Consider the following 23,501-nt stretch of genomic DNA (forward strand, 5'->3'; position numbering starts at 1 on the left):
CGCTCCGTTAAAAGCGGGAAAAGTGTGTGCGCCTGTAATCTCCCCATAAAAGCCGCCGCCGTTTTTTTATATACTTTGTATATGGTGCGTAAGATTTTTCAAGATAAATTTTTGCTTTATTTGACGCTGGCCGTACTTCTGTTGCGGGTGGGTCTCTTTTTTTATGTGATGGCTTTTAATCCGCTAGGGAGTGATTTTTTGCACTTCCCGGATTCGCTGTATTATACCGCTCCCGCCCAAACTCTGCTTACTTCCGGCCAATTAACGGACCCTTATTCTTTGGCGCCGCTTACGTTCCGCACGCCCGGCTACCCGGTTTTTTTGGCCCTCATTTATGCCGTAAGCGGCCAAAGCGCGTGGGCGGTAGTGTTTGTGCAAATCCTGCTCATTACGGCGCTAGTCCCGCTCGTATACCATAGCGCGGCGGTGTTTTTATCCAAAACGGCGGCGCGGGCGGCCGGCGTGCTTTGCGCGTTCAGCACGGTTTTAGCGGCGTATGCGTTCGCCCTGCTTTCGGACGTTTTATTTGCTTTTTTGCTGACGGTATTTTTGTTTTTTGCGCTCTGCTATATAAAAAGCGGAAAATGGCCGCGCTTATTGGCGGCGTCCCTCTTTTTGACGGCGGCAATTTTTGTGCGCCCGGTGGCTTATAACTGGCTCTATTTGGGGGCCGTGTTGGTAGGGTTGAAAACGTACCGCCAAGGGTGCCGAAAATGCGTGTGCGCGCTACTGGTTTTCTGCCTGCCCATACTGGCCTGTACCGGCGCTTGGCAATGGCGCAATTACCGCCAGGCCGGATATGCGGGGTTTCACTCCTCGGCCGCGTATAATTTGTATTTTTGGAATTTAGATGCCGTCGGCCACGCGCGCGGGCTCAATGCGCAAGGGGGCGATCAGTTATTGCATCAGGCACTCCCGGCCGGATTTTGGCAATTTTCGCCCACGCAAAAAGATGAGTGGCTGTTGGCACACGCTAAACCCATGTTGCGCAAGTTCTGGCCTTATAAACTGGCGCACGCGCCATATTGGTTAGCCAAAACATTACTGGGCGGTTCTTACACCCAAATCAGCCGTATTATAAGGGGAACGCCGCCCCTTTCCCAAGCGGAGTTTGACTATCAGCTGAACAAAACAACCGCGCTTCCCACGCAACATTTGCGCACTTGGCAGGACTACATCTTGTTGGGATTATGCGGCGCGCAAACCTTGCTTACGGCGTTATTGGCCGGATTGGGCGCAGTGATTTTGTGGATAAACAAACGGCGCGCGGAAACGGTTTTTTTAGGGTTGTTTGCCGGATATTTTTGGGCCATTTCGTCCGTATTTTTCGGCGCGGGCGGGCGCTACCGCCTGCCGTTTGAAACGGCCCTTTGCCTGTTGGGCGGCGCGGGTTTAGCGTGGTTGTGTTCCAAACTCCGCCCCCGCCTTAATCGTTAACACCCCGCTTTCCTGTATGCGTTCCAACGCCGTTTGCGCGGTAATGCTTGCCAGGCAAACAGGGTTTTCTAGCATACAGCGCTCTTGCCAAGTTTTAGAATAAAATTCACAATGGATGGGACACGCTTGCGAAGATAAATTGATATTTTCACTATATCCGAATACTTCCGCAGAAGTGGGACCAAAAAACACGCAACTGGGGCCCCCTCGCAACGCATGGCGCAAATGAACGAGCCCGCCGTCACAATCTATATGCAGGGCGGCGTGTTTGAGAAGAACTTTTATTTCTTCCAAAGAGGTTTTACCCACCAAACTGCTATGCGTATTCCCCAAGCGTTGGCCGCGCCCGCACCCCACTTCTACCAGTGTATAGGCCGGATACGCTTGCTTTAATAAATCTATCAGTTGACGGTAGTGGTTTAACGGCCACAGTTTGGTGCTTTCTGTCGTTTTTGCAAAGCCGACCTCTCTGTTTACCGTAATAAATTTTTTGGTTGTCAGCTCAAAGCGCGTCAAAGTGTCCGCCTCTTGGATTAAAGGTATTTCCCATAAAAATTTTTCCTGCAAGTGGTAGGCGTCCACCCAATCCGGCTGATGCCAACGCTTTATGCACGGGGAAAAGATATTTTGGGTGATCGCGTCTTTATAGGGCGTTAGAGCTATCAAGGGTGCGTGTTCTTTTTCAAAGGCCAGTAATGTGGAAACATATTCAGCCAAGGGTGCGGGCAAGCGTTCTGCGGCGGCGTATTGCACCACAGGCACCCGTATACACGTTATTTGTAAGTCATACGCAACGGCGTTTTGCTGGCGCGGGGCGGATATGTGACGCACAAACGCCGGGGCGAGCGCGGCCACCATTTTGGGGTTTTGAAAACAAACGTCTATTTGCATGGAGTGGTCAGTATTCCATCTTTTTTCAAAAGCGCACGCCCAGTTTAGGCCGATTAACAAATCCCCTAGCCCGCCTTCAAAGGTTAAACAAACCTGCAAGGGGGCGTTTGTAGTATTCGGGCGGGGTGTCCGCCACCACATCAGCCGCAAGCACGACAGCGCTAAATGCAGGGCAATTTGAGGGGCGGTGTGGTATTTTTCCGCATAGCGGGCTAATCGGGCCGATAAATAATTTAAGCCGGCCTTTATTTGCAACCTTTGCCGAAGCCAACGCCGGCTATCCGCCCGCTTGGCAAACAAGGCGGATTGTTCCAAAATTTCAGCGTCGCGTTCTGTGCGGGCCTGCCGCTCCGCCCGGGCTTTTATTTTAATTTCCGGATATTTTTTCAGGCAACTCTGCCACAACAGCGGCCCCTGTAAACAAAAGCGGAGGGCGTGGCTTAGACGTAAGAGCGGGTCCTGCACGTTTTTCCATACAAACAGCGTGCGGTTGCGTTTGGATAAAAATTTGGTGTAGGGGTTGGTTTTGCTTTGGATTGTGCCGCCGCATTTGTGCCGGGGGCGGGTATCGGGTGCGTATACAATTTTCCACCCACGTTTTAAGCCGCGGTATGCCAGGTCCGTTTCTTCCAACATATACGGGTCAAACAGCTCATCAAACCCGCCTAATTGTTCAAAATGGGCCCGTTGACAAAAGAAATAGGCCCCCTGTACGCCCCATGAAAAATAAGTTTCTTGCTTAGGAAGATTTTGGTTATAGATGTTTTGGGTAAAGCGCGGAAACCCGTGTTTCCAGTAAATCAGTTTTACGCCGTCTAACGGCTCCAACCGGCCGTTTGCCGCGGGCGCGGCTTTGTAGCCGGCGCAGGCCACGCAAAAGGCTTCGGGGCGCAGGTATTTGGCGGCCGTATTAAAAAACTCCGGCTCTAAAAAAACGTCATTATCTAAAAAGCAGAGCCAAGTTCCCTTGCTTTGCCGGGCCCCAAAATTGCGCGCGGAGCAGACCCCGCTTTTCGGGTTTTTTACAAAAGTAATGGCCGGAAACAGCGCGGGCCCCATTTGCAGGGTTTCATCTTGGGAATTATCGTCTACCACTATAATTTGAGCAGTTCCGTGGAAGTTTCGGGCGGCCGCCACTACCGTAGGCAAACACTCTTTTAAGTGCTTAAACCCGTTTTTAGAAGCAATTACAACATCTATTTGCATAGGTTTCTCTCAGTAATTTCATGGGTGGAAGGCTACCGCCCGCGCCGGTTTACACCGGGAAAGGAACCCTATATGCAAGGCATAAAAAACGGCTGAATAATGCCAAGTCTGAGAGAAGCCTTGCCATTAGACAGCCGTGGTTCCGCCCCTATACAGGTGCGAAACACTCGGCAGAAGATAAAGGGCTCATGACTTCCCTTTACCTTCTGCCTAAACCAGCTGCTTTTGGACTCTCTCAGCGCTTTGGATTTCTCCAAAGCCTTCCTATTCTTCATAGGATTCCAAAAACAGAATAAATTGTATCAGGCACAAAGCCTGTAATAATGCTAATTTATTGTAGCTTATTTTGCAACTATAAACAAAAACTATAAGATAATTCCGCCGCCAATTACAGGCCGAGGGTCAGGCTGTCTATCAAAAAGGCGGGCAGTTTGGCGGCAAGCATTTTTTGTTGGGTGGGGCGGAAATCGTATTCCTGGCGGATAAAACGGAACGTGCCGGCCGCCGTGTCCCAAATGCCAAACGAGGCCCGCGGGTCATTATCGCGCGGTTTGCCCACGGAGCCGGGGTTGATAACATAGCGCATGGCCGGGTCCAGCTTTACGGTAAAATCGGCCTTGCGGTTCAAAAAAATGCCACATTCTTCTGCGTTCCCGCGGATAAAAAACGGCAAATGGGTGTGCCCCACAAAGCAAATTTGCCCTTTCCAAAGCGGATAATTCACCTTAAATTGCGTACAGCTGGAAAAATACTCTTTAATGGGGTCCAGCGGCGTGCCGTGTACGGCGGTAAAATTTTTCCCCTGGTATTTTTTGGGCAGGGTGGCTACATAGCGCACGCTTTCGTCACTCATTTTACTGCGGCTGTAATCCAGGGCCAGGGCGGCCTCCCGGTTGAAGAAACTTTCCAGCTCCGGCAACACAAAAACGGCATCATGGTTGCCCATCACGCACACCAGGTTTTTGAGTGCCCGCACGCGCTTGACACATTCTTCCGGGTCCGGGCCGTAGCCTATCAAATCCCCACAGCAAATGTAATGGCTTACGCCCTCTTTTTTCAGGCGCTCCAAACAGGCCGTTAAGGCTTCCAAATTCCCGTGCGGGTCCGAAAATACACCGTACTTCACTTATCCCTCCGCCATGGATTCAATTTCTTCTTTCTTTTGCATGCCGGCCACGGTGCGGTCTTCCAAATTAACAGACATTACTTTGGATACGCCGCTCTCTTCCATGGTAATCCCATACAGCATGCGGGCCGATTCCATGGTGCGCTTGTTGTGCGTGACGACAATAAATTGCGTGGTTTTGGAAAACTCTTTAATTAGGTTTACATACCGCTCCACGTTGGCTTCGTCCAGCGCGGCGTCCGCCTCGTCCATAATGCAGAACGGGGACGGATTGTGCGTAAAGAATGCAAATAATAACGAGAGCGCCGTGAGTGTCTTTTCCCCACCGGACATAGACGAAATGTTGAGCAGTTTTTTGCCCGGCGGCTGGGCGTAAATTTCTATGCCGGTTTCTAGCAGATTTTCCGGCTGGGTGAGTACCAAATCACACTCGCCGCCGCGGAACAGCGTTTGGTAGATGTTTCTAAAGTGCATACGCACTTGGTCAAACGTGTATTTGAAATTTTCCCGCGTGGTTTGGTTGATTTTATTGATAGCGGCTTTTAAGTCTTTCTTGGCGGAGTCCAAATCCCCAATTTGCGTTTTTAAGAACGTGTGCCGCTCGGTCAGCGCGTCGTATTCTTCCGGCGCGGTCATATTAACGGCCCCCATATTTTCTATGCGTTTGCGCATCATTTTTACGCGCTCGTAATCCACGGGTTTATCGCCAAAATTCATAGCGGCTTCTTCCGGCGTGATGTTCCAACTTTCAAACAGGTTGTTTACAACCGTGGTGCGTTGGCGGCGCGCGTTGGAGAGGGCGTTTTCCAAATCGTTCTTTTTAATGGTTAAGTCCGCCTGTTGTTTTTTGGTGGTGTTGAGCGCGGCGGTTTTATCGCTGAAGTCTTTTTTAAGAGCTTCTAATTCTTGGCGCAGTTGGTGTTCGTCCAACTCCAGTTTGGCCAATGTGTCGCGCTCGCCGGACAGTTTGGCCTGGGTGGACAGTTTTTCGTCCGCCAACGCTTTTAAGCGCGCGTTGGAGGCGGCCATTTTTTCGTTGCGTTTGCCTTCGCCGTCCAGCAAGGCGCGGTATTCAAAATCGGTGGATTTCAAATCCAGCTCCACATTATTTTTTTTGATTTTTACTTCGTACAGCTTGGAGCTTAACGCATTAATTTGCGTTTTTAAGTTTTCGCCTTCCTGCTGTAAAACAGCTTTGCGGGAGGTGGCTTCTTCGGCTTGCCGCACCAGGCCGTCTTGTTGGGCTTTTAATTCGTCCAACGTCTTTTTTAAGGCTTCCGCGGCGTGTTTGCGGCTTTCCAACCGGGCCGTCATTTCCTGCTTGCGGGCCGCCGCACGGGCTAACTGGGCCTGCGTTTGGCGGACTTCGTTTTCTTTGTTGGAAAGCTCGTTGCGCACGGAGTTTTGCGCCAGTAATTCTTCCTGATATTTGGCGCGTTGTTGGCGCAAGGCTTCTTCCGCCTTGGAAAGCAAATCGTAATTAGCAATAATTTCTTTGCTGACGGCTTCTTCTTCCTGCGCGCGCTCCTGCGCCTGCCGCCGGACGGATTCTTCTTCCCCCCAGTAGGCTTCCGGCGCTTTTACGCCCGCGGCCCCGCCGGCCACAAAAAAGGCATCACGCACTTCGCCTTCCGCCGGGCAGTTGTATCCGCCAATGATAAAATTAATTAAATTTTCCAATTCCGGCGCATAAGTAAGCTGCGTTTTTAAGGTGCCGTTCTGCGTTGCCGTTTGCGGCACTTGCGGCAAAATAATAAATTTGGCGCGCGCCTTGCCGTGTTCTTTCAGTTTGGCAATCGCACTGTCTGCGGCGGCGGCGTTTTCACACAAAACGGCATCTAAATATTTGCCGAACGCATCTTCCACCGCCACCCCTAACGCGGCCGGATATTTTAAGGCTTTGCGCAAAGTACCTTTGATACCGCCGATACCGCTTTGCGTGACGGTTTGCACGCCCACCCAATAGGGGTCGTTTTTCCCTTGGGTTTGGATGAGTTCCAATTTGGCGGCCAACGCGGCGCGGGCGGATTTTACGCCGGAGAGTTTTTCGTTCAGCGCGGCGCGTGCGTTTTGCAAGGCGCGCAGTTTTTCTTCGTCGGCGGTGATGGCGGCTTTGGCGCTTTCGGCCGCGCGGCGTTTTTCTTCCAGCCGGGCGCGGATTTCCTGCGCCGCCTGTTCCAACCCGGCCAGGCCGCTTTGGGCCGCTTGGTTGGATTTTTCCAGGGTGATTAAATCTTCGTTTTCGCGCTGGGCGGAAGATTCTTCAATAGAAATTTTATTGGAAACTTCCATTTGGCGTTGCACCAGGCGCATGCGCTCGTTACTCGCGCGTTGGGCTTGCGTATCGGCTTGGCGCAAATCCTGTTCCAACTTTTGGGAAGAAGCTACTTTTTGGTTGTATTCGGCCTGGAGCGGTTCCAGCTCTTTGGCCACGGTTTGGAGCTGTTCTTTTAAGCGGGTGAGCGCCGGGCCGAGTTCCGCAATACGGCTCTGCCCGCGTTGGGCTTCGGCCCCGCTGGCGGCTAACTGGTTGGTTAGCTCCGCGGTTAAATTGTCACAATTTTTAATGGCGCCTTCCAACAAGCCCACCTGGTATTTACAGGCGGAAATTTTTTCGTTAAAGGCGCTGGCTTCTTTTTGTTTATGGGTTAAATTTAAGTCCAGCGCGGCGGTTTGCCCTTCCTGCGCGGAAATGCGGTTGTCCAAATCGGCCAGTTGCCGGACGACCGGGTCTAACTCGCCGGACAGGCGGGCAATCGTCTGGTCGGATTCTTTAATGGAACAAACGGAAATGGCAATTTCGCTTTCTTTTAGTTCTTCGCGGTAGCGTTGGTACAGGCGGGCTTTTTTGGCTTCACTGTCCAACTTTTTGATTTGTTCTTCTATGAGCGCCACCGTGTCGGCCAGGCGGGCCAAATCCAAATCCACGCGCTCCAACCGCTTGATACATTCTTCCCGCTTTACTTTATATTTGGATACGCCGGCCACTTCTTCAAACATTTCGCGGCGCTGTTCCGGCGAGGCCGCCAACACGGTATCTACCCCGCCCTGGTCAATAATGGCGTAGCCTTCCCCGCCGATACCCGTATCCAAAAACAAATCACGTATATCACGCAAGCGGCATTGTACTTTGTTCAAAAAGTATTCGCTTTCCCCAGTGCGGAAAATTTTGCGCGTGACGGTAATTTCATCAAAATCCAGTGGCAGTTGGCGCGTGGCGTTATCAAACACCATGCTCACTTGTGCCATATTTAAGGGGGCGCGTTTGGCGGTGCCGTTAAAAATAATATCTACCATGGAGGAGGAACGCAGGGACTTCCAGCTCATTTCGCCAATGGCCCAACGCACGGAGTCAATCACGTTGGATTTGCCGCACCCGTTCGGCCCTACCACGCAGGTAATGCCGGGCTCAAAATCCAGGCGGGATTTATCGGCAAATGACTTAAAACCGATGATTTCTATTGCTTTCAAATACATATACAGTCCCCTTTAGGCAGATATATTCCCATTATACCATTTCCCTATACCTTATATAAGGCAAAAAGCGGATTCCGCGCGCGCGGGGGAGGCTCTCTCGGAACATAGACGGAAAAAACTGCTTGCAAAGTATTCGTTTTTTTATTAGACTTTTTCTGTAAGACTGTTTTTCCTTAGAAAGGAGGATACTTCACATGGCAGAAAAAGTGCTTAAAGTTGGAATGGAACGCGAAGACGGCTTCCTGTACTACATTGATAAAGACGGTGATATTGCCCGTGTGCAAATGGCCCGCGGCGGCAAAAAAGGCGGTAAGCCGAAGAAAGTTGAAAAATGCGGCATCAAAAAAGAAAAAGGATATTTGTATTTCTTGGATAAGAAAGGCGATATCTCCAGAGCCAAAATGGTGAACGCAAAATAAATTTAAGAACCCCGCATAAGCGGGGTTTTTTATAGCTTTTAACGGAATACTTTTGCCCAAAAAGAAAATCTTTTTGTGCCAAAACGCCCGGCCAATGCCAAGAAAAAGTTTATTCTCCACCTCCCAGTGCAGTTGCAAAATTCTTTATCCCGTTGCAAATAGATGAATGCGCGTTTTACAACGGTGTCGTTTTCTAAACAGGCACCCCCTTTATTTAACTGCCGCAATGCACCTATTACACATCTTAATAAAGCAATAGCTACTTCCGGGGTTAAAAAGCCCCGCCGGGCAAATTCATCACATAAATAGAGCCGGTTGTGCAGAGTGCCGTGGTCCATGGTGTGTTTTTGTGAGGTAATACAGAAAGGAACTTCCCTCCTGTAATAATAATTGCTTTTAGGAACGGTATGTATGCGCTTTGCCGTCATAAAAGTAAGAATACTGAAAGACGAATCCTCGGCGGTGGCTCCGGTTAGAAATTTTATCTGCTCTTTTTTAATAAAATCGGCGCGGTATAATTTACCCCAAACCACGGGGTCATAATAACCGGCCAAAAAACGCTGTTTGGGCGTAGAACCGATGGGGCGGAAAAAACTGCTGCCGCAAAAGGGTTTTTGCCATTTTTTTGTTTGTTCGTTCCATTCCTTAAAGAAACACCGCGTTATATCCGCCTGATTTTTTTGGGCGGCGGAGTACAGGTCTTCCAAATAGGTGGGGGCTACCCAATCGTCTGCATCCACAAAAGCTAAAAATTTCCCGTACGCTTCTTGCAAAAGCCGGTTGCGGGTGGCCCCTACCCCGGCATTCGGTTGGTTTATAAAGCGGAAACGCACGTTGCCGGCCGCAAATTGTTCCAGGATTTTTTGCGATTGGTCTTTAGAGCCGTCATTGATACAGAGAACTTCAAAATCTGTAAAGGTCTGCTCTTGCAGAGAACGCAGGCAAGCGGGTAAAAATTTTTCGGCATTGTATACAGGAATTAATACAGATACGGCGGGGTGTTTCATAGGGATTCTCCTTGAACCCCAAGGAAGAACAAAAACGGCCATTTGCCCCGAGCCACATCACTAACCCGAAACAAACAGCCGTAGCCTTTTGCCATATAAAAATATGGCAAAAAGCATTCAACACAACCTATGCGGGTAATTAGTCCGCACGGGTTGTGTTTCAAAACGGCTGTTTTTGGAGTGATGTGTGCCGCGGTATACGGCGCATCCCGTTCTTCGCGGGATTCCAAAAACAGCTAAAATTGTACAGGGAAACGGCCCCTGTTTTATCCGGCACTAAAAACGAAAGAAATAGCACCTTTACCCTATCATAGCAAATTTATTTTTTAGGGGTTGATTTTTTTGTTCTCCGGCGTATACTACCAATAAGCATTAGCCACAGGGGAGGACATCAAATAACCGCTATTCTTGCCGGGTAGTATGCACCGCCTAAAGGCCGCCTTGGCCTGTTGAATGAGTTGTAAATTCCGTTAACGTCCGTACGCGTTGACACACCTTTTTATTAATGGTTTAATTAGTATACGGGGAAAACTCGCAATTCCTATACGGAGGCATTTTATGGATATTAAAATTACTGCCAAAAACATTAAACTCACGCCTGCCATTAAAAAACACATTAATGAACGCGTCAGCAAGATTGAAAACTTTTTTGACAATATTGTTTCTGTGCAAGTGTTAATTTCTGTGGAAAAGAAAATTAACCAACGCGCGGAAATTATTGTACACACCGGCGCCAAAACCACGCTGACCGCCAGCGCCGTGGAAGAAAACTTGTACAAAGCCATTGATTCCGCCGCTGTAAAAGTGGAAAGCCAGGCTAAAAAAGTAAAAAGCAAAGCGCAGGCCCGCAAAGTGGCCAAAAAAGCCGTAAAAGAAGTAGCCGAAATTAACCCGTTTGCGGACCATGTACTCCTGCCGCAGAACGACGTTAAATTCTCCGTGATTAAACAGGTGGAAGTTTCCCCGATGAACCCGGAAGATGCCGCTTATGAAATGGAACGCCTGGGGTATTCCTTCTGGATGTTCTTAGACGAAGATTCCAAACAAATCAACCTGATTTTCAAACGGTTGGACGGCACTTACGGTTTAATTAAACCGATTAAAAAGAAATAACCGGCCCCGCCGGGAGAAGGCGTTATAGCGCAATTTACAAAGTCTGTCACAGTTAGCGAACTGCTCCAGGTTAAGCGCCTTAACCTGGAGCTGGTTTGCGGCAAGCGGTATATCCACCGGGAAATTACGCAGCCTAGCGTAAACCGCCCGGGCCTGGCTTTGTGCGGGCATTTGGATAATTTCCGCGCCCATTCCGTGCAGGTGTTCGGCCAGGGGGAACAAGCGTTCTGCCAGCGGGCCAACAAAACCAAATTGCGCCAAAATGTGGAAAAATTATTGAGCGAAGGGTCTGTTCCGTGCGTGATTATGGCGGCGGATTTGGACCCTTTGCCCGCTATTAAAAAGGCGTGTTTAAGCGCGGATGTGCCCGTCTTAAAAACCTCGTTGGATTCGTCGGCCTTTTTGGCGGCGTTTTCCCGCTGGTTGGACGAAAAACTTTCGCCCGTCACCCATATCCACGGGGTGTTGGTGGGCGTAAGCGGCATTGGCGTTTTAATCCGCGGGGCGGCGGGTATCGGCAAGAGCGAATGTGCGCTGGAGCTGATTAAACGCGGACATATTTTAGTGGCGGATGACGTAGTGGAAGTACAAGCGCGGTGGAACCGCTTTTTGGTGGGCTCTTGCCCGGCCATGCTCCGGCATTATATGGAAGTGCGCGGCCTGGGCATTATAGATGTGGAGCTGTTGTTTGGGGTGGGCTCCACGCTGGACGAAATGAATATAGAGTTGGAAGTCGTCCTGACCCCGCCGTTAAAAACCGGCCTAGACCGCTTGGGGGTGGACCAAAAAACCACCAAAATTTTAGGGGTAGAAATACCGTCTTTAACGCTGCCGGTCACGCCGGGGCGCAACTTGGCGGTACTAATAGAAGTGGCCGCCTTAAACCAGCGGTTAAAATCTCAGGGGATATTCTCGGCCAAAGAATTTAGTAAAAAAATTCTGGACCGTATGAAAAAAACAGCCAATAAAGATGAAAAATAAACGCAAAATTTTTATTATTACCGGTATGAGCGGCGCGGGCAAATCCCAAGCGCTCAAAATTTTTGGGGACTTCGGTTTCTACTGTGTAGATAACCTGCCTTTGGCTTTATTTGGCAATTTTATTGAATATGTTTCCGGCCGGGCGGACTTAAATAATGTGGCGTTGGGCATTGACATCCGCGAGGGGGAAAGCCTGAAAGAAATGCCCAAACTGTTAAAAACCCTCAACCGCAACGATTTTGCCCCCAAAGTGATTTTTTTAGACGCGGGCGACGAGTGTTTAATCCGGCGGTTTTCCGAAACGAAACACAAACACCCCCTGCATAAAAAACTGGCCGCGGCCATTGCGCACGAGCGGCAACTGTTAAGCCCCATCCAGGTTTTGGCCGATAAAGTAATAGATACGTCCGACTTAAAACTGGGCGAACTAAAAGAAAAACTTTCTGCGCTGTTGGAATCCAAGCGGGAAGACGATATGCAAATTTCCGTAGTGTCTTTCGGGTTCAAACACGGCATTTTGAAAGATTGTGATATTGTAATGGACGTGCGGTTTTTGCCAAACCCGTATTACATCCCGGAATTAAAGGAAAAAACTGGCTTGGATAAAGCGGTGCAAGATTATATTATGTCTTTTAAGGAAACCGGCGAATTTATTGAAAAATTTGCGGACCTTATCAAATATTTGATACCAAAGTATATAAAGGAAGGTAAAAGTTATTTAACTATCGCCATGGGTTGCACGGGCGGGCACCACCGCAGCGTGTTTATGGCGCACGAGCTGGCACAACGCCTGCGCAAGGCGGGGCTGACGGCTTCCGAATTTCATAGGGATATAGGAATTTAATATATGGTAAAAATTATTTTAGTCACCCACGGCAATTTAGCCCGGGAAATGTTAAACACCACGGCGCAAATTATCGGCAAAACGCCGGACGATTTTGCAACGCTGTCTATTGCGGCGGCGTCTTCGGTAGAAGCAGAAGCGGCCAAACTGAAAGCGTTGCTGAGCGACTGCCCGGACGGCGCCGTGATTTTGACGGATATTTTTGGGGGCAGTGCCACCAATGTTGCGCTGACCGCCAGCAAAGATAACCCCAAATGCAACGTCATTACGGGGCTCAACTTGAGTATGCTACTAACCGCGGTAAACAACCGCAAAAAATTATCCGCCAAAGAATTGGCAGAAAAAATTGAAGCAGACGGCAAACGCGCCGTTATTAACGCCACGGAATTGTTGATTAAAGGATTATAATGCCTATCGTTTTCGCGCGCGTGGATGACCGGCTTATCCACGGGCAAATTGTGCAAGCATGGTTGCCGGAGCTGAACGTTGATGAAATTGTCATTCCCCGCTCTCCCAAAGCGCAGGGGAACTTCAACGAGGGGCTCCTGCGCCTTAGTTTGCCGTACGAATATGAATTAACCGTGTTGGATGCGCACCGCTGTAAAGATTATATAGAACATTCCGCCAAAAATATTTTTCTGTTGGCCGCCTCACTGGCGGACGTCATGCCGCTACTGGAAGACGGGCTAAAAGTAAAATCCTTAAACATTGGCGGTATGCACTTTAAGCAGGGCGCGCAAAAACTGGATGACAATGTGTTTTTGGACGAGCAGGATAAACGCCTGTTGTCTATTTTCAAAACATTGGGCTTAAATATAGAAACCCGCGCGGTGCCGAATTCTAAATCCATCTCGTTGGAGGCTGTATTGCCATGACCGCATCTATTATCGTGCTTTGCTTACTGGCGGCCTTGTTGGAACTGGATACTACTTACGCGGGGCAGTGGCTTATTTCCCGCCCGATTATCGCGGGGCCGCTGTTCGGGCTGATTACCGGGGATTTAATGGCCGGGATACAAGTGGGGGTGTTTGCGGAACTTTTGTTTGTGGATATTTCCCCTTTGGGCGGCATTATTCCGCCCAGCGGGGTCATGACGGCGGCTATCCCCATGATTTTGTATTCTTTGGGCATAGAGCTGTACTTCGGGTTTTTCCTGGGCGTACTGGCCGGTATTTTGTATGCCCAGTTGGACCGTTGGTTGCGCAAAACCCGCTTTAGACTGATGGTATTTTTGGAAAAAAACGCCGCCGCACATCCGCAGGCTATCGGCCGTACGGTGGGGTGGCTGTTATTAACGGTTTTTTTAATGAATTTGATTTTTGTTTCCGTTTGCGCGTGGATTTGCACCCAGTTGATGTACAACATTGTGGCGTATATTCCCATTAAGGCGTATGCGGCGTTTAAGTTTGCTTATATGTCGGTACCGTGGATTGGCCTGGCCACATTAATCCCGGCGTTCCGGTTGAAAACAAGGTAGCGTATGATGAATTTTTCCATGCATTTGCGTTTATTTTTACGCTCGTTTTTCTTACAAACGGGGTGGAATTATGTAAAATTCCAAAATTTAGGGCTCACTTATATTATGATGCCCTTTCTCACCCGCTTGTATGCGCAGGACAAAGAGGCCCTGCCCGCGGTGACCACCCGCTATTTGGACACCTTTAACACCCAGCCGGTGATGGCTTCCTTTTGCATTGGCGCACTGGCTAAAAAGGAAGAAGCCGTGGCGCAGGCCAAAAGCGTGACCGATTTTAAGGAGCGCGTGGCCGAATGGATAGGGGCGCGGCGCGGGCTTTCCATTACGGCGGCTTCTATTGGGGACCGTTTGTTTTGGGGCACCTTAAAACCGCTCACCCTGCTGTTGGCCATTTTTATTTGGCTGTGCCTGGGGGTCAACTTTTTTGAAATTGAATTATTGGAAAACCCACTGCCGCTGGATGCTTTTTGTGCCGGAGCCGCCGCCTTTTTTGTATATAACAGCGTGGCTTTGTTCGTGCGGTGGGAAGGTATTACCATTGGCTATAATTCCGACGAAAAAACCTGCTTCGGCCTGACTAAATTTGATTGGAACAAAACCATTTATAATGCCAAACGCCTGGGCATGGTGCTGGCGGCCGGGCTCATGTTGTTTGGGGTGTATTATTATTTCAAAAATTTAGCGTTGGATTTGCATTTTATTACCCGCGCTATATTGGTGTTGTTTTTTGTAATAATCAGTTTTTTAACGCGCAAATTAAAAGTGCCTAATATGTATTTGTATTTGGCGGCAGTAATTATTTTTAATATTGCGTGCTATTTATAAAAAGGGGAATTAAGTGATTACGGAAACTGTTAAAATTTCCAACCGTTCGGGCTTGCACGCCCGGCCTGCTATGATGATTGTGCAAAAAGCGGGCGAATTTAACTGCGATATTACTATTGCTAAAGAGGATGTAAAAGTAAACGCCAAAAGCATTATGGGGGTTATGATGCTGGCGGCGGAATACGGCGCCAGTATTACGCTGACGGCCGACGGTGCCGACGAACGCGCGGCACTGGATGCCCTCAAACAACTTTTTGACGAAAAATTTAACGAAGAATACTAAAGGGATGGGTATGTTTGTAATAAAAGGCGTAGGGGCCAGCCCCGGGGTGTCTATCGGACCGGCTGTTATTTTGCCGGGGGATTCTTTTGCCGTTGCCCGGCAGTATGTGGAACCGGGCGAGGCCAAAAACGAACTTGCCAAAATGAAAGCCGCCGTGGATAACACCATGCGCGAATTGGACAGTTGCGAAAAAAAAGTGCTTGCCACTTTGGGGCAGGAATACGCGCAGCTGTTGTCCACCCATAAACTCATTTTGCAAGACCCTACGTTGCACCAATCCGTACGCCATAAAATTTTGGATGAACATCTTTCGGCCCAAGCGGCTATTTTTATTACTTTGCAGGAGCTTGCCGCCAGTTTTGAAAAAATAGAAGACCCCTTTTTTAAGGAGCGCCGCAACGACGTTTTTGACGTGGGCAAGCGCCTAGCTAAAAATTTGGAGGGCGATAAGGGCGAGTTTTTGGCTTCCATAAAAAAGCCGTCTGTTTTAATTGCCCATAATTTGTACCCTTCCGATACGATTAACCTGCAAGAAAACCAGGTACTCGGTTTTTGTACGGACGTGGGCGGCAAAACAAGCCACACGGCCATTTTGGCCCAAAGCCTTAAAATGCCCGCCGTGGTGGGGCTTTCCAACGCTACTAAAAAAATCCAAAACGGCGATACCGTCATTGTGGACGGGGATAACGGCCTGCTCATTATCAACCCGGACCGCTACACCCTGGCCAACTATAAAAAAATCCAGCGGGAAAACAAAAAAGCGGAAGCGTTGCTGAAAACCATTAACCATTTGCCGGTTATCACGCAAGACGGCCACCCGCTAAAGCTGTTTGTAAATTTTGACCCCCGCACCGATACCAAAGAAAATAAAAAGCTGATTACGGACGGCCTGGGGCTGTTGCGTACGGAATTTTTATATATGAATACCCCCGTGCCGCCCACGGAAGACGACCAGTACCAAATGTACTTGTCTATTGCCAAACGCTTTGATATGCGCCCGGTCACTATCCGCTTGGCGGATTTGGGGGGCGACAAAATGCCGCAGTTCCCGCTGGACGAGTTTGAATTGGAACAAAACCCATTTATGGGGTGCCGGGGTATCCGGCTGTTCTTAAAAAACCCGGAACTTTTGCACACCCAACTGCGGGCCATTTTGCGCGCCGCGTGCGAAGTGCCCGCCCAAGTGCGCATTATGATTCCCATGGTGTCGTCGGTAGAAGAAGTCCGCCATGTGCGCGCCGCGTATGAGGCGGCCCTGAAAGCGTTGGAAACGCAGGGTAAAAAGCCCATCAACCGGGTGGCGTTGGGGGCCATGATAGAGGTCCCCGCCGCGGCCATGGCATTAGACGGCATGATTGGATTATTGGATTTTGTTTCCATTGGCACGAATGACTTGATACAATATCTAATAGCGGTAGACCGCATTAACCAGGAAGTGGCCCACATGTACGACCCTTGCCACCCGGCGGTTATCCGCACCTTAAATTTAATTATCCAAACTGCGCATAAACGCGGCAAGAAAGTAAGCATTTGCGGGGAGCTGGCCTCTGATTCCAAAATGTTGCCCTTGTTGTTGGGGTTGGAAATAGATGCCTTATCCGTCACGCCGCGTATGTTTTTACGCGTAAAAAACAACATCCGCAATTTGAATTTTGAAACCTGTTCCGACCTGGCCCAAGCTGCACTTTTAATGGGCAGTTCGGAAGATATACGCAATTTAATTGAGCAAAACAAAAATGAAGATTCGTAATTTTTCTATCGTGGCACATATTGACCACGGCAAAACCACCCTTTCGGACCGTATTTTGGAAGACACCGGCACCGTGCCCAAGCGCAAAATGCAGGCCCAACTGTTAGACGGTATGGACCTGGAGCGCGAACGCGGCATTACCATTAAAGCCAAAGCGGTACGCATCAAATATAAAGATTATATTTTGAACCTGATTGACACCCCCGGCCATGTGGATTTTTCCTACGAGGTGGCCCGCTCCCTGCGCGCGTGCGAAGGGGTACTGCTGTTGGTGGATGCCTCGCAAGGGGTGGAAGCGCAAACGGTGGCGCACGCCCATTTGGCCAAAAAATTAGGGCTTACCATTATCCCGGTCATGAACAAGGTGGATTTGTCCCAGGCGGATGCGGACTCGTCCGAAGAACAACTGTGGGATATTTTGGGCGAGCCCATTGAGGCGGAGCGCGTCAGCGCCAAAACCGGGCTGGGGATAGAACATCTGCTGGACCGCATTATTGCGGATATTCCCGCCCCGCAAGGGGATGAAAACGCCCCCGTGCGCGCCCTGATTTTTGACTCTTTTTATGATGCTTTCCGCGGCGTAATTATGTATGTGCGCATGGTAGACGGCACTGTAAAACCGGGGCAAACCATCCGGTTTATGTCGTCCGGCGCTACTTACAAAATTGAAGAACTGGGCTACATGACCCCCAAACAACTGCATAAAGACACGCAGTTAAGCGCGGGGGAAGTGGGCTATTTAGTGGCTGGCATTAAAGATATTCACCAGGTAAAAGTGGGGGATACCGTCACCCTGGCCGAGCGCCCGGCCCAAACGCCCTTACCAGGGTACGAAGACGCCAAACCGGTGGTTTTTGCCAGTATCTTCCCCATAGAAACTACCGATTTCCCGCTCTTGCGTACGGCGCTTGAAAAACTGAATTTGTCGGATTCTTCTTTCCACTACCAGAGCGAAACTTCCAAGGCACTTGGCTTTGGGTTTCGCCTGGGTTTTATGGGTATTTTACATATAGAAATTGTAAAAGAGCGTTTGGAAAGAGAGTTTAATTTATCGTTGATTGCCACCGCTCCAAACGTGGTGTATCACGTTAAATTTACGCCGCGCAAAACGCACCCGCAGGAGCTTTCCGCCTTGCCGGACGCGACGGACGACCCGGGCTATAAAATTATTGATAACCCGGCCAACTTCCCGCCGCACGGCGATATTATAGACATCAAAGAGCCCGTTATCCACATTACCATTGTCACGCCGGTTGAATTTATGGACGGAGTCATGACTTTGCTGAAAGAAAAACGCGGTACGTTTATGAATTTAGACCACCTTTCCAACCAGCGCGTTATTGTGAAGTATGAAATGCCCATGGGCGAAATGGTGATAGACTTTTACAACAAGTTAAAATCCGTTTCCAAGGGGTACGCTTCGTTTGATTACGAGGTGGCCGGGTTCCGCAGTTCGGACGTGGTACTTATGGAAATTTTACTGCACGGGACCCCGGTGGATGCGCTTTCCGTAGTGGTGCATAAAGACAAAGCCCAAACGCTGGGCCGCGCGTTGTGCGCCAAGTTAAAAGAGCTTATCGGCCGCCAGCAGTTTGAAGTAGCCGTGCAAGCCGCCGTCAACGGCAAAGTAATTGCGCGTGAAACGATTCCCGCCTTCCGCAAAGACGTAATTGCCAAATGTTATGGGGGGGATATTTCCCGCAAGCGCAAACTGTTGGAAAAACAGAAAGAAGGTAAAAAACGCATGAAGTCTATCGGCAGCCTGAACATTCCGCAGGAAGCCTTTGTTTCCATGCTTAAAATCAGCGAAGAATAACGCCGCCCCCGGGCCGGACGTTAAAATTTGGTAAAATATCCGTAATATGCTTTTAGAAGGAAAAACACTTGCCGCAACTATACGCCAAAGCCTGCCGGAGCGGGCGGAAGCCGTGCGCCGTAAATTGGGCCGCGCGCTCAAGCTCTATGCCTATGGTAATGCGGACGATTACGCCGCGTATGTGTATTTGCATAAAGAAGTGCAGGCCGCCCAAAAGTTAGGGGTGGAAACTAAAATTTTCCCCTTATCGGACGACATGGGCGCGGCGGCGTTTTTGGAAATGCTGACTAACGCTTCCAAAGACCCGGCGGTGGATGCCATTTTAATCGCGCGGCCGTTGCCTGCGCAGTTGGCGGCCTGCGGCTACGAGCGCGTACTGGCGCCGGAAAAAGATATAGACGGTATGTCTTGCGCCAATATGGGTAATTTGTTTTTGTGTAAAACCTGGCAGGAAGTGGAACAACTCCCCGGTTTTGTGCCGTGTACGGCGCGGGCCGTGGTGCGGTTGCTCCAATACCACCATATTCCCTTGGAAGGGGTGGAAGCCGCGGTAATCGGCCGTTCCCCCACGGTGGGCCGGCCGCTGGCGCATTTGCTGACGTGCCAAAATGCCACGGTAAAAATCTGCCATACCAAAACGCAGGATTTGAAGCAGTCCTTGGCGGGGGCGCAGTTAATTTGTTGCGCCGCCGGCAAAGCGGGCCTGTTGCGCGCGGATATGGTGTGCGGCGGCAGTACGGTGATTGATATTGCCACCAACTTATCGCCCGACGGCGCTTTGTGCGGGGATGCGGACAGCGCCGCCCTGCTGGCTAAGGGGTGTAAAGTTTCCCCGGTGCCGGGCGGTGTGGGGCCGGTCACGCTTGCGTGCCTGCTGGAAAACATTATATTATCAGGTGAGAGGAAAATTTAAGGAGAATCTATGAAAACATTGTCCCAAGTGATTGCGTTGTTGCTGTGCGCAGGGCTGTTGGCCGCCTGTACCAGTAATGCGCGCAAAGCAAAATACAACCGCAAAATTTATTTGACGGAAGAAGATTATCTGTCCGACTTGGCCCCGCAGGCCGAAAGAGAACGCCGCGAGGCGCCGCCGGTGGCGGAATCGGAATATATTTTTAATTTGGAGCCGTCCCCAGACCAAAAGAATATTTATTTTTATGATGACCGCCAACAGCCGCAAGTGCCCGGCGTGCCGAACGACGGGGACTATAAAAAGGAAAAACGCCTTTGGCAAAAGCCTAAACGCTATGCCCCGGGCGAATACGGCGCCGCGCCGGCCGAGTCCGCCACGGAAGAATCTGCCCCGGCGGATGATGTGGGTAGCGAAGAATACGATTAAGCCTTTGTTTGAGCCCGGCCTAAAATCCGGCCGGGTTTTACGGCTGAAAAACGCATAACGCCCGGTTTAGGGGCGTAATTATAAAATTTGCTAAAAGGTAGTTGTTGCGGCATACAAGCCATACCGCCCTGGGCGGTAAGTGTATGCCGGCACTTGGGGCAAAAGGGGAGTTTTGCTTTTTTGCAAAAAAAACTTTCCTTTTGGCTTAAATTCTGTATAATAAGGGATATACTGCTTTTTTATACATACAAATTGGAGGATAAATGAGAAAGTTTCTCGTTGCAGTTTTGTTCGTAATGCTTGCCCCCTTGTTTGCGCAGGCACAAAATATTCAAATGAACTGGGACGGCCAAAATCATTACCGTGAAATTACGGATGATTCCAACGATAATAAATCGTTGGCTATCGTCGGTGCCGGTTCCATAGATACCGGGGCGATTGATGGCGCTTCCATGACGGTCAACGGCAAAAAAATCAATATTAATACTGATGCGGTGGCCAAAAAGGTTTATGACTCGGTGGACCGCTCCAGTGCCGAGGCTATTACCTTTGGTATTCCGGTGTCCGGCACAGAAACCATCGGTTCGTATGTGGCCGGTGGTGCCGCGTACAGAAATAACGTCACCAACAGCTCCGTAAGCATGACGGGCACTACCTTGCAGGGTAGAGATGTAATGGGTGGCGCTTCTTTTCTGTTAGACGGCTCGGCCCGCTTGGGCGATTTTTCGGCCAACAATAACTCCGTCACTATCAGCGGCGGAAGCCTTAGTTTTTATAATTATACCGCCCCCGGCGCCACGGCCCCTGAATCCTATGGCGGAAATGTATATGGCGGTTATACGATGTTTGCCAAAGGCACGGCCAATAATAACACCGTTATTATTAAGGACGGCGCTAACGTGGCGGGCAACGTTTTCGGCGGTGTGACAGACCCCCGCTTAACGGACGAAGACCAACAAAAAACCAATATATTAGATACCAGAGCCAACGGCAACTATGTATTAGTGCAAGATTCTACCGTAGGCGGTATGGTGTCTGGTGCTTTAGGCGCGGCTACCGCTAACGATAACACCGTTATTATTGATAATTCTAATGTAGGTTCGGCGTTTGGGGCCTCTATTGGCAGAGGTATTACTAACGGTACGGAATCTGTTGTTAATATGAACAACAACACGGTTATTGTCAAAAACGGCAGTACGGTGGGCACCACGGCTATGGCTGTTATGAACCAGTCCGTCAACGCGCAAGGCAATACCATGACGTTGGATAATTCTACTATGGCCAACGGCGCGGCTTACTCCGTTTTGATGTATTTGGGCAAAGACACTTCTGGCGGCCTGGTTCAATCCGTGGTAGCCAACAACACCTTAAACCTGAATAATTTAACCAGCACTTTTAAGGAAGTGGGCGGTTCTCTCAACTTTGCCGGTACCTCCAACGGCAACACCGTAAACATCCTTAAATCTAATGTGACTTTAACAAATGCCAGCCGGAAATTTTTTGACGAGCAGTTGGATTTTACTAAGTTAGCCGCGGCCAACCTGTTGCCTGCGGATGTTCCTGCGGATAAAGGGCTTATTTTTGGCGGTGCCAGCATGGACTATACCGCCACAACCAACTCCACCCCGTCCCCCGAGGCACCGGAAGAAAAGGCGGTTGCCTTTAACGGTACGAACAGTGACGGCAACTTGGTAAATATTGCGGGCGGTGATTCCGTAAAAACCGTAGATGCCAACGTCTTCGGCGGTTTCTCGGCCTATATCCGCGAAGTGGATTATAAAACGGTGGACGAATCCGGCGTGATTGAAACGGTTAAGAAAAACGGTTTAACCACCACGACCACCTCCTCCGACCCGGCCGCTGAACCCACAGAGCCGGAAACGGCCGAAAAAGTGGATAATATCCATTCTGCCTCTAACAATACGGTCGTTTTGGATAACGTAAAATTTAAGGGTAAAGTATACGGCGGTTATGTGTATGGGGCGGAGCTGAAAGCAGAGAATATGCGCACCCAAAACAACACCGTTATTTTGCGCAACAAAGTGGAATTGGACCCGACGGCCGTTATTTACGGCGGAAACAATGGCATGGGTCGCACCACCAACCAGCTGGTCTTTGACCGCACGATTGGTACGTTTACGGATAAAAACCAATTCCGCAACTTTAACTCGTGGTGGACGATTAACGCAGACTTTAACACCAAGTTGAATTTTAAATTTGACGTCCACGCCAGAATGTTGTTGGATAAATCCGCCATGAAAGAAGGTTCTGAAGTCGTAGTCACCACCAAGACCGACGCATCTTTAACAGGCATTGAGGAAGGCGGCGTGGTGTATGAATTGTTGGATAGCGGCATTGTGCTGACCCAAAAGAAAGTGGGTGTGTTCTCCTATTCTTTAACCCCCACCAAAGAAGGCACCGGAAACTTGGTCAACTGGACTTTGACCAGCACGAAAGATAAAGCCAATGCTGAAGTTTACGGCCAGTTGCCGTTAGTCGGTTTGGCGTTAATCAGCGAAGGGCCGGAAATGCTTACCCAAACCTTAAATGATTTGTGGCAGAGCGAAACCGAACAGAACACCTTTGTCAACGGTGGCTACCACCACACCCGCTATAAAACAGGCAGCGGCTTTGATTTGGACTCCGGCCTTATGCAAGCGGGCGCTTGGAAGAAATTTACGAACGATTGGGCCTTAGGTCTGTTTGCTAAATATTCGGGCGGCTCTTACGAAACCTACCCGATTAAAGTGACCGGGGATGCCAGCGTGTACGGCGGCGGGTTGTTGACCTCCTTGCGGTATAGCGAAACGGGCCGCTTGGAAGCCACCGTGGAAGCCGGGTATGTGGACGCTAAATTCCAATCGGACGAATTGTTATCCAGCTTTAAGAGCAAAGGAATGTATTACGGCGCCAGCGCAGGCTTTGTGGAAAACCCGTTGGATGATTTGAGCATGTTTGCCAACTTCAACTGGAAACGCAAAGCGTCTGACGATATTACCGACGATTTGGACCAGAAAATTGAATTTGACACCTTGCAAAGCATGGCCCTGCGTTTCGGCGGTGACTATACGTTCAACTCGTGGGACTTAAACGGCGTAATTCCCGCTATCGGTGCCAGTGCCATTTACGAAATGGACGGCAAATCTACCGTGACGGTGGAAAACGTAAAGAGCAGCGAAGCCTCTATGAAAGGTATGAGCGGGCGCGGGCAATTAGTCCTGTCCTATCATAACAAAGATACGTTCCTGCCGTTGCACTCCGTACTGACCGTTTACGGCCAATTAGGTAAACGCGAAGGTTTCGGCGGCGAAGTGACGATTGCGTTTGAGTTCTAAAAAATCAAACCTCTGTTTTAGTAAAGGCCCTTCGGGGCCTTTGCTATTTTAGGCCGCCCTTTGTCCTGCGGCGCCATTCTTTTATACCCGCTTAACGGCGGGTTTTTTGTGCCCAAGGGGCGGGTATCCCCTAAAGTTATATTTTGGGCCCCTTATTTGACATTTTGGCTTATAA

At 49.7% G+C, this 23,501-nt stretch carries 19 protein-coding genes; 15 read left to right on the forward strand and 4 right to left on the reverse strand.

The genetic code is table 11. The annotated features are described in order from the left end of the window. On the forward strand, window positions 1–1,437 hold a 1,437-nt coding region (locus ACQY18_RS00005; protein WP_428038384.1), incomplete at its 5' end, for an ArnT family glycosyltransferase. On the opposite strand, the gene ACQY18_RS00010 is transcribed toward ACQY18_RS00005, so the two are convergent. From ACQY18_RS00010 to smc, 3 genes are all read right to left on the reverse strand, one after another. Next, the gene (locus ACQY18_RS00010; RefSeq protein WP_428038385.1) at window positions 1,393–3,534 is read right to left on the reverse strand and encodes a glycosyltransferase; all 2,142 of its coding nucleotides are present in this window, start codon (window positions 3,532–3,534) and stop codon (window positions 1,393–1,395) included. The genes ACQY18_RS00005 and ACQY18_RS00010 overlap by 45 nt on opposite strands. Before the next feature lie 388 nt (window positions 3,535–3,922). After that, a complete protein-coding gene (locus ACQY18_RS00015; RefSeq protein ID WP_428038386.1) occupies window positions 3,923–4,660 on the reverse strand; it encodes a metallophosphoesterase family protein in 738 nt (245 codons plus the stop codon). Continuing rightward, window positions 4,661–8,137: a chromosome segregation protein SMC gene (gene smc / locus ACQY18_RS00020; protein ID WP_428038387.1), complete on the reverse strand. Its 3,477-nt coding sequence runs from the start codon at window positions 8,135–8,137 to the stop codon at window positions 4,661–4,663. Window positions 8,138–8,331: 194 nt separating this feature from the next. Here smc and ACQY18_RS00025 point away from each other — a divergent pair, with 194 nt between their 5' ends. Then, window positions 8,332–8,556 (forward strand): hypothetical protein, encoded by a 225-nt coding sequence (locus ACQY18_RS00025; protein ID WP_176777614.1) that lies wholly within the window; start codon window positions 8,332–8,334, stop codon window positions 8,554–8,556. Between the two features lie 38 nt (window positions 8,557–8,594). On the opposite strand, the gene ACQY18_RS00030 is transcribed toward ACQY18_RS00025, so the two are convergent. Beyond that, window positions 8,595–9,563, reverse strand: a complete 969-nt coding sequence (locus ACQY18_RS00030; RefSeq protein WP_428038388.1) for a glycosyltransferase family 2 protein — start codon at window positions 9,561–9,563, stop codon at window positions 8,595–8,597. Window positions 9,564–10,121: 558 nt separating this feature from the next. On the opposite strand from ACQY18_RS00030, the gene hpf reads away from it, so the two are divergent. The 13 genes from hpf (at window position 10,122) to ACQY18_RS00095 (ending at window position 23,326) form a co-directional block, all read left to right on the forward strand. Next, window positions 10,122–10,676 (forward strand): ribosome hibernation-promoting factor, HPF/YfiA family, encoded by a 555-nt coding sequence (hpf, locus tag ACQY18_RS00035; protein WP_176777612.1) that lies wholly within the window; start codon window positions 10,122–10,124, stop codon window positions 10,674–10,676. Between the two features lie 24 nt (window positions 10,677–10,700). Next, window positions 10,701–11,657, forward strand: coding sequence for an HPr(Ser) kinase/phosphatase (hprK, locus tag ACQY18_RS00040; protein WP_428038417.1), 957 nt, complete (start codon window positions 10,701–10,703; stop codon window positions 11,655–11,657). Next, window positions 11,647–12,501, forward strand: coding sequence for an RNase adapter RapZ (rapZ, locus tag ACQY18_RS00045; protein ID WP_176777611.1), 855 nt, complete (start codon window positions 11,647–11,649; stop codon window positions 12,499–12,501). The genes hprK and rapZ overlap by 11 nt, the downstream gene beginning before the upstream one ends. 3 nt (window positions 12,502–12,504) lie before the next feature. Continuing rightward, window positions 12,505–12,909, forward strand: coding sequence for a PTS sugar transporter subunit IIA (locus tag ACQY18_RS00050; RefSeq protein WP_428038389.1), 405 nt, complete (start codon window positions 12,505–12,507; stop codon window positions 12,907–12,909). Then, window positions 12,909–13,376 carry a PTS sugar transporter subunit IIB gene (locus tag ACQY18_RS00055; protein ID WP_176777609.1) on the forward strand — a complete coding sequence of 156 codons (468 nt, stop codon included), beginning with the start codon at window positions 12,909–12,911 and terminating at the stop codon, window positions 13,374–13,376. The genes ACQY18_RS00050 and ACQY18_RS00055 overlap by 1 nt, the downstream gene beginning before the upstream one ends. Continuing rightward, the gene (locus tag ACQY18_RS00060; RefSeq protein ID WP_428038390.1) at window positions 13,373–13,978 is read left to right on the forward strand and encodes a PTS sugar transporter subunit IIC; all 606 of its coding nucleotides are present in this window, start codon (window positions 13,373–13,375) and stop codon (window positions 13,976–13,978) included. The genes ACQY18_RS00055 and ACQY18_RS00060 overlap by 4 nt, the downstream gene beginning before the upstream one ends. Before the next feature lie 18 nt (window positions 13,979–13,996). Further along, window positions 13,997–14,803: a PTS system mannose/fructose/sorbose family transporter subunit IID gene (locus ACQY18_RS00065; protein ID WP_428038418.1), complete on the forward strand. Its 807-nt coding sequence runs from the start codon at window positions 13,997–13,999 to the stop codon at window positions 14,801–14,803. A 13-nt stretch (window positions 14,804–14,816) separates the two neighbouring features. Next, on the forward strand, window positions 14,817–15,086 hold the full coding sequence (locus tag ACQY18_RS00070) for an HPr family phosphocarrier protein (RefSeq protein WP_428038391.1): 270 nt from the start codon (window positions 14,817–14,819) through the stop codon (window positions 15,084–15,086). 10 nt (window positions 15,087–15,096) lie between these two features. Further along, complete coding sequence (gene ptsP, locus ACQY18_RS00075) at window positions 15,097–16,836, forward strand: phosphoenolpyruvate--protein phosphotransferase (RefSeq protein WP_176777605.1); 1,740 nt, start codon at window positions 15,097–15,099, stop codon at window positions 16,834–16,836. Then, window positions 16,823–18,652 (forward strand): translation elongation factor 4, encoded by a 1,830-nt coding sequence (gene lepA, locus ACQY18_RS00080; protein WP_428038392.1) that lies wholly within the window; start codon window positions 16,823–16,825, stop codon window positions 18,650–18,652. The genes ptsP and lepA overlap by 14 nt, the downstream gene beginning before the upstream one ends. 46 nt (window positions 18,653–18,698) lie before the next feature. Continuing rightward, entirely contained in the window at window positions 18,699–19,565 is an 867-nt protein-coding gene (locus ACQY18_RS00085; RefSeq protein ID WP_428038393.1) for a bifunctional 5,10-methylenetetrahydrofolate dehydrogenase/5,10-methenyltetrahydrofolate cyclohydrolase, read from the forward strand. Between the two features lie 9 nt (window positions 19,566–19,574). Beyond that, window positions 19,575–19,991 carry a hypothetical protein gene (locus ACQY18_RS00090; protein ID WP_428038394.1) on the forward strand — a complete coding sequence of 139 codons (417 nt, stop codon included), beginning with the start codon at window positions 19,575–19,577 and terminating at the stop codon, window positions 19,989–19,991. Between the two features lie 263 nt (window positions 19,992–20,254). After that, entirely contained in the window at window positions 20,255–23,326 is a 3,072-nt protein-coding gene (locus ACQY18_RS00095; RefSeq protein WP_428038395.1) for a hypothetical protein, read from the forward strand. The last annotated feature ends 175 nt before the right edge of the window (window positions 23,327–23,501 follow it).

Source organism: Candidatus Avelusimicrobium faecicola, assembly GCA_900540405.1.
Lineage (GTDB): Bacteria > Elusimicrobiota > Elusimicrobia > Elusimicrobiales > Elusimicrobiaceae > Avelusimicrobium > Avelusimicrobium faecicola.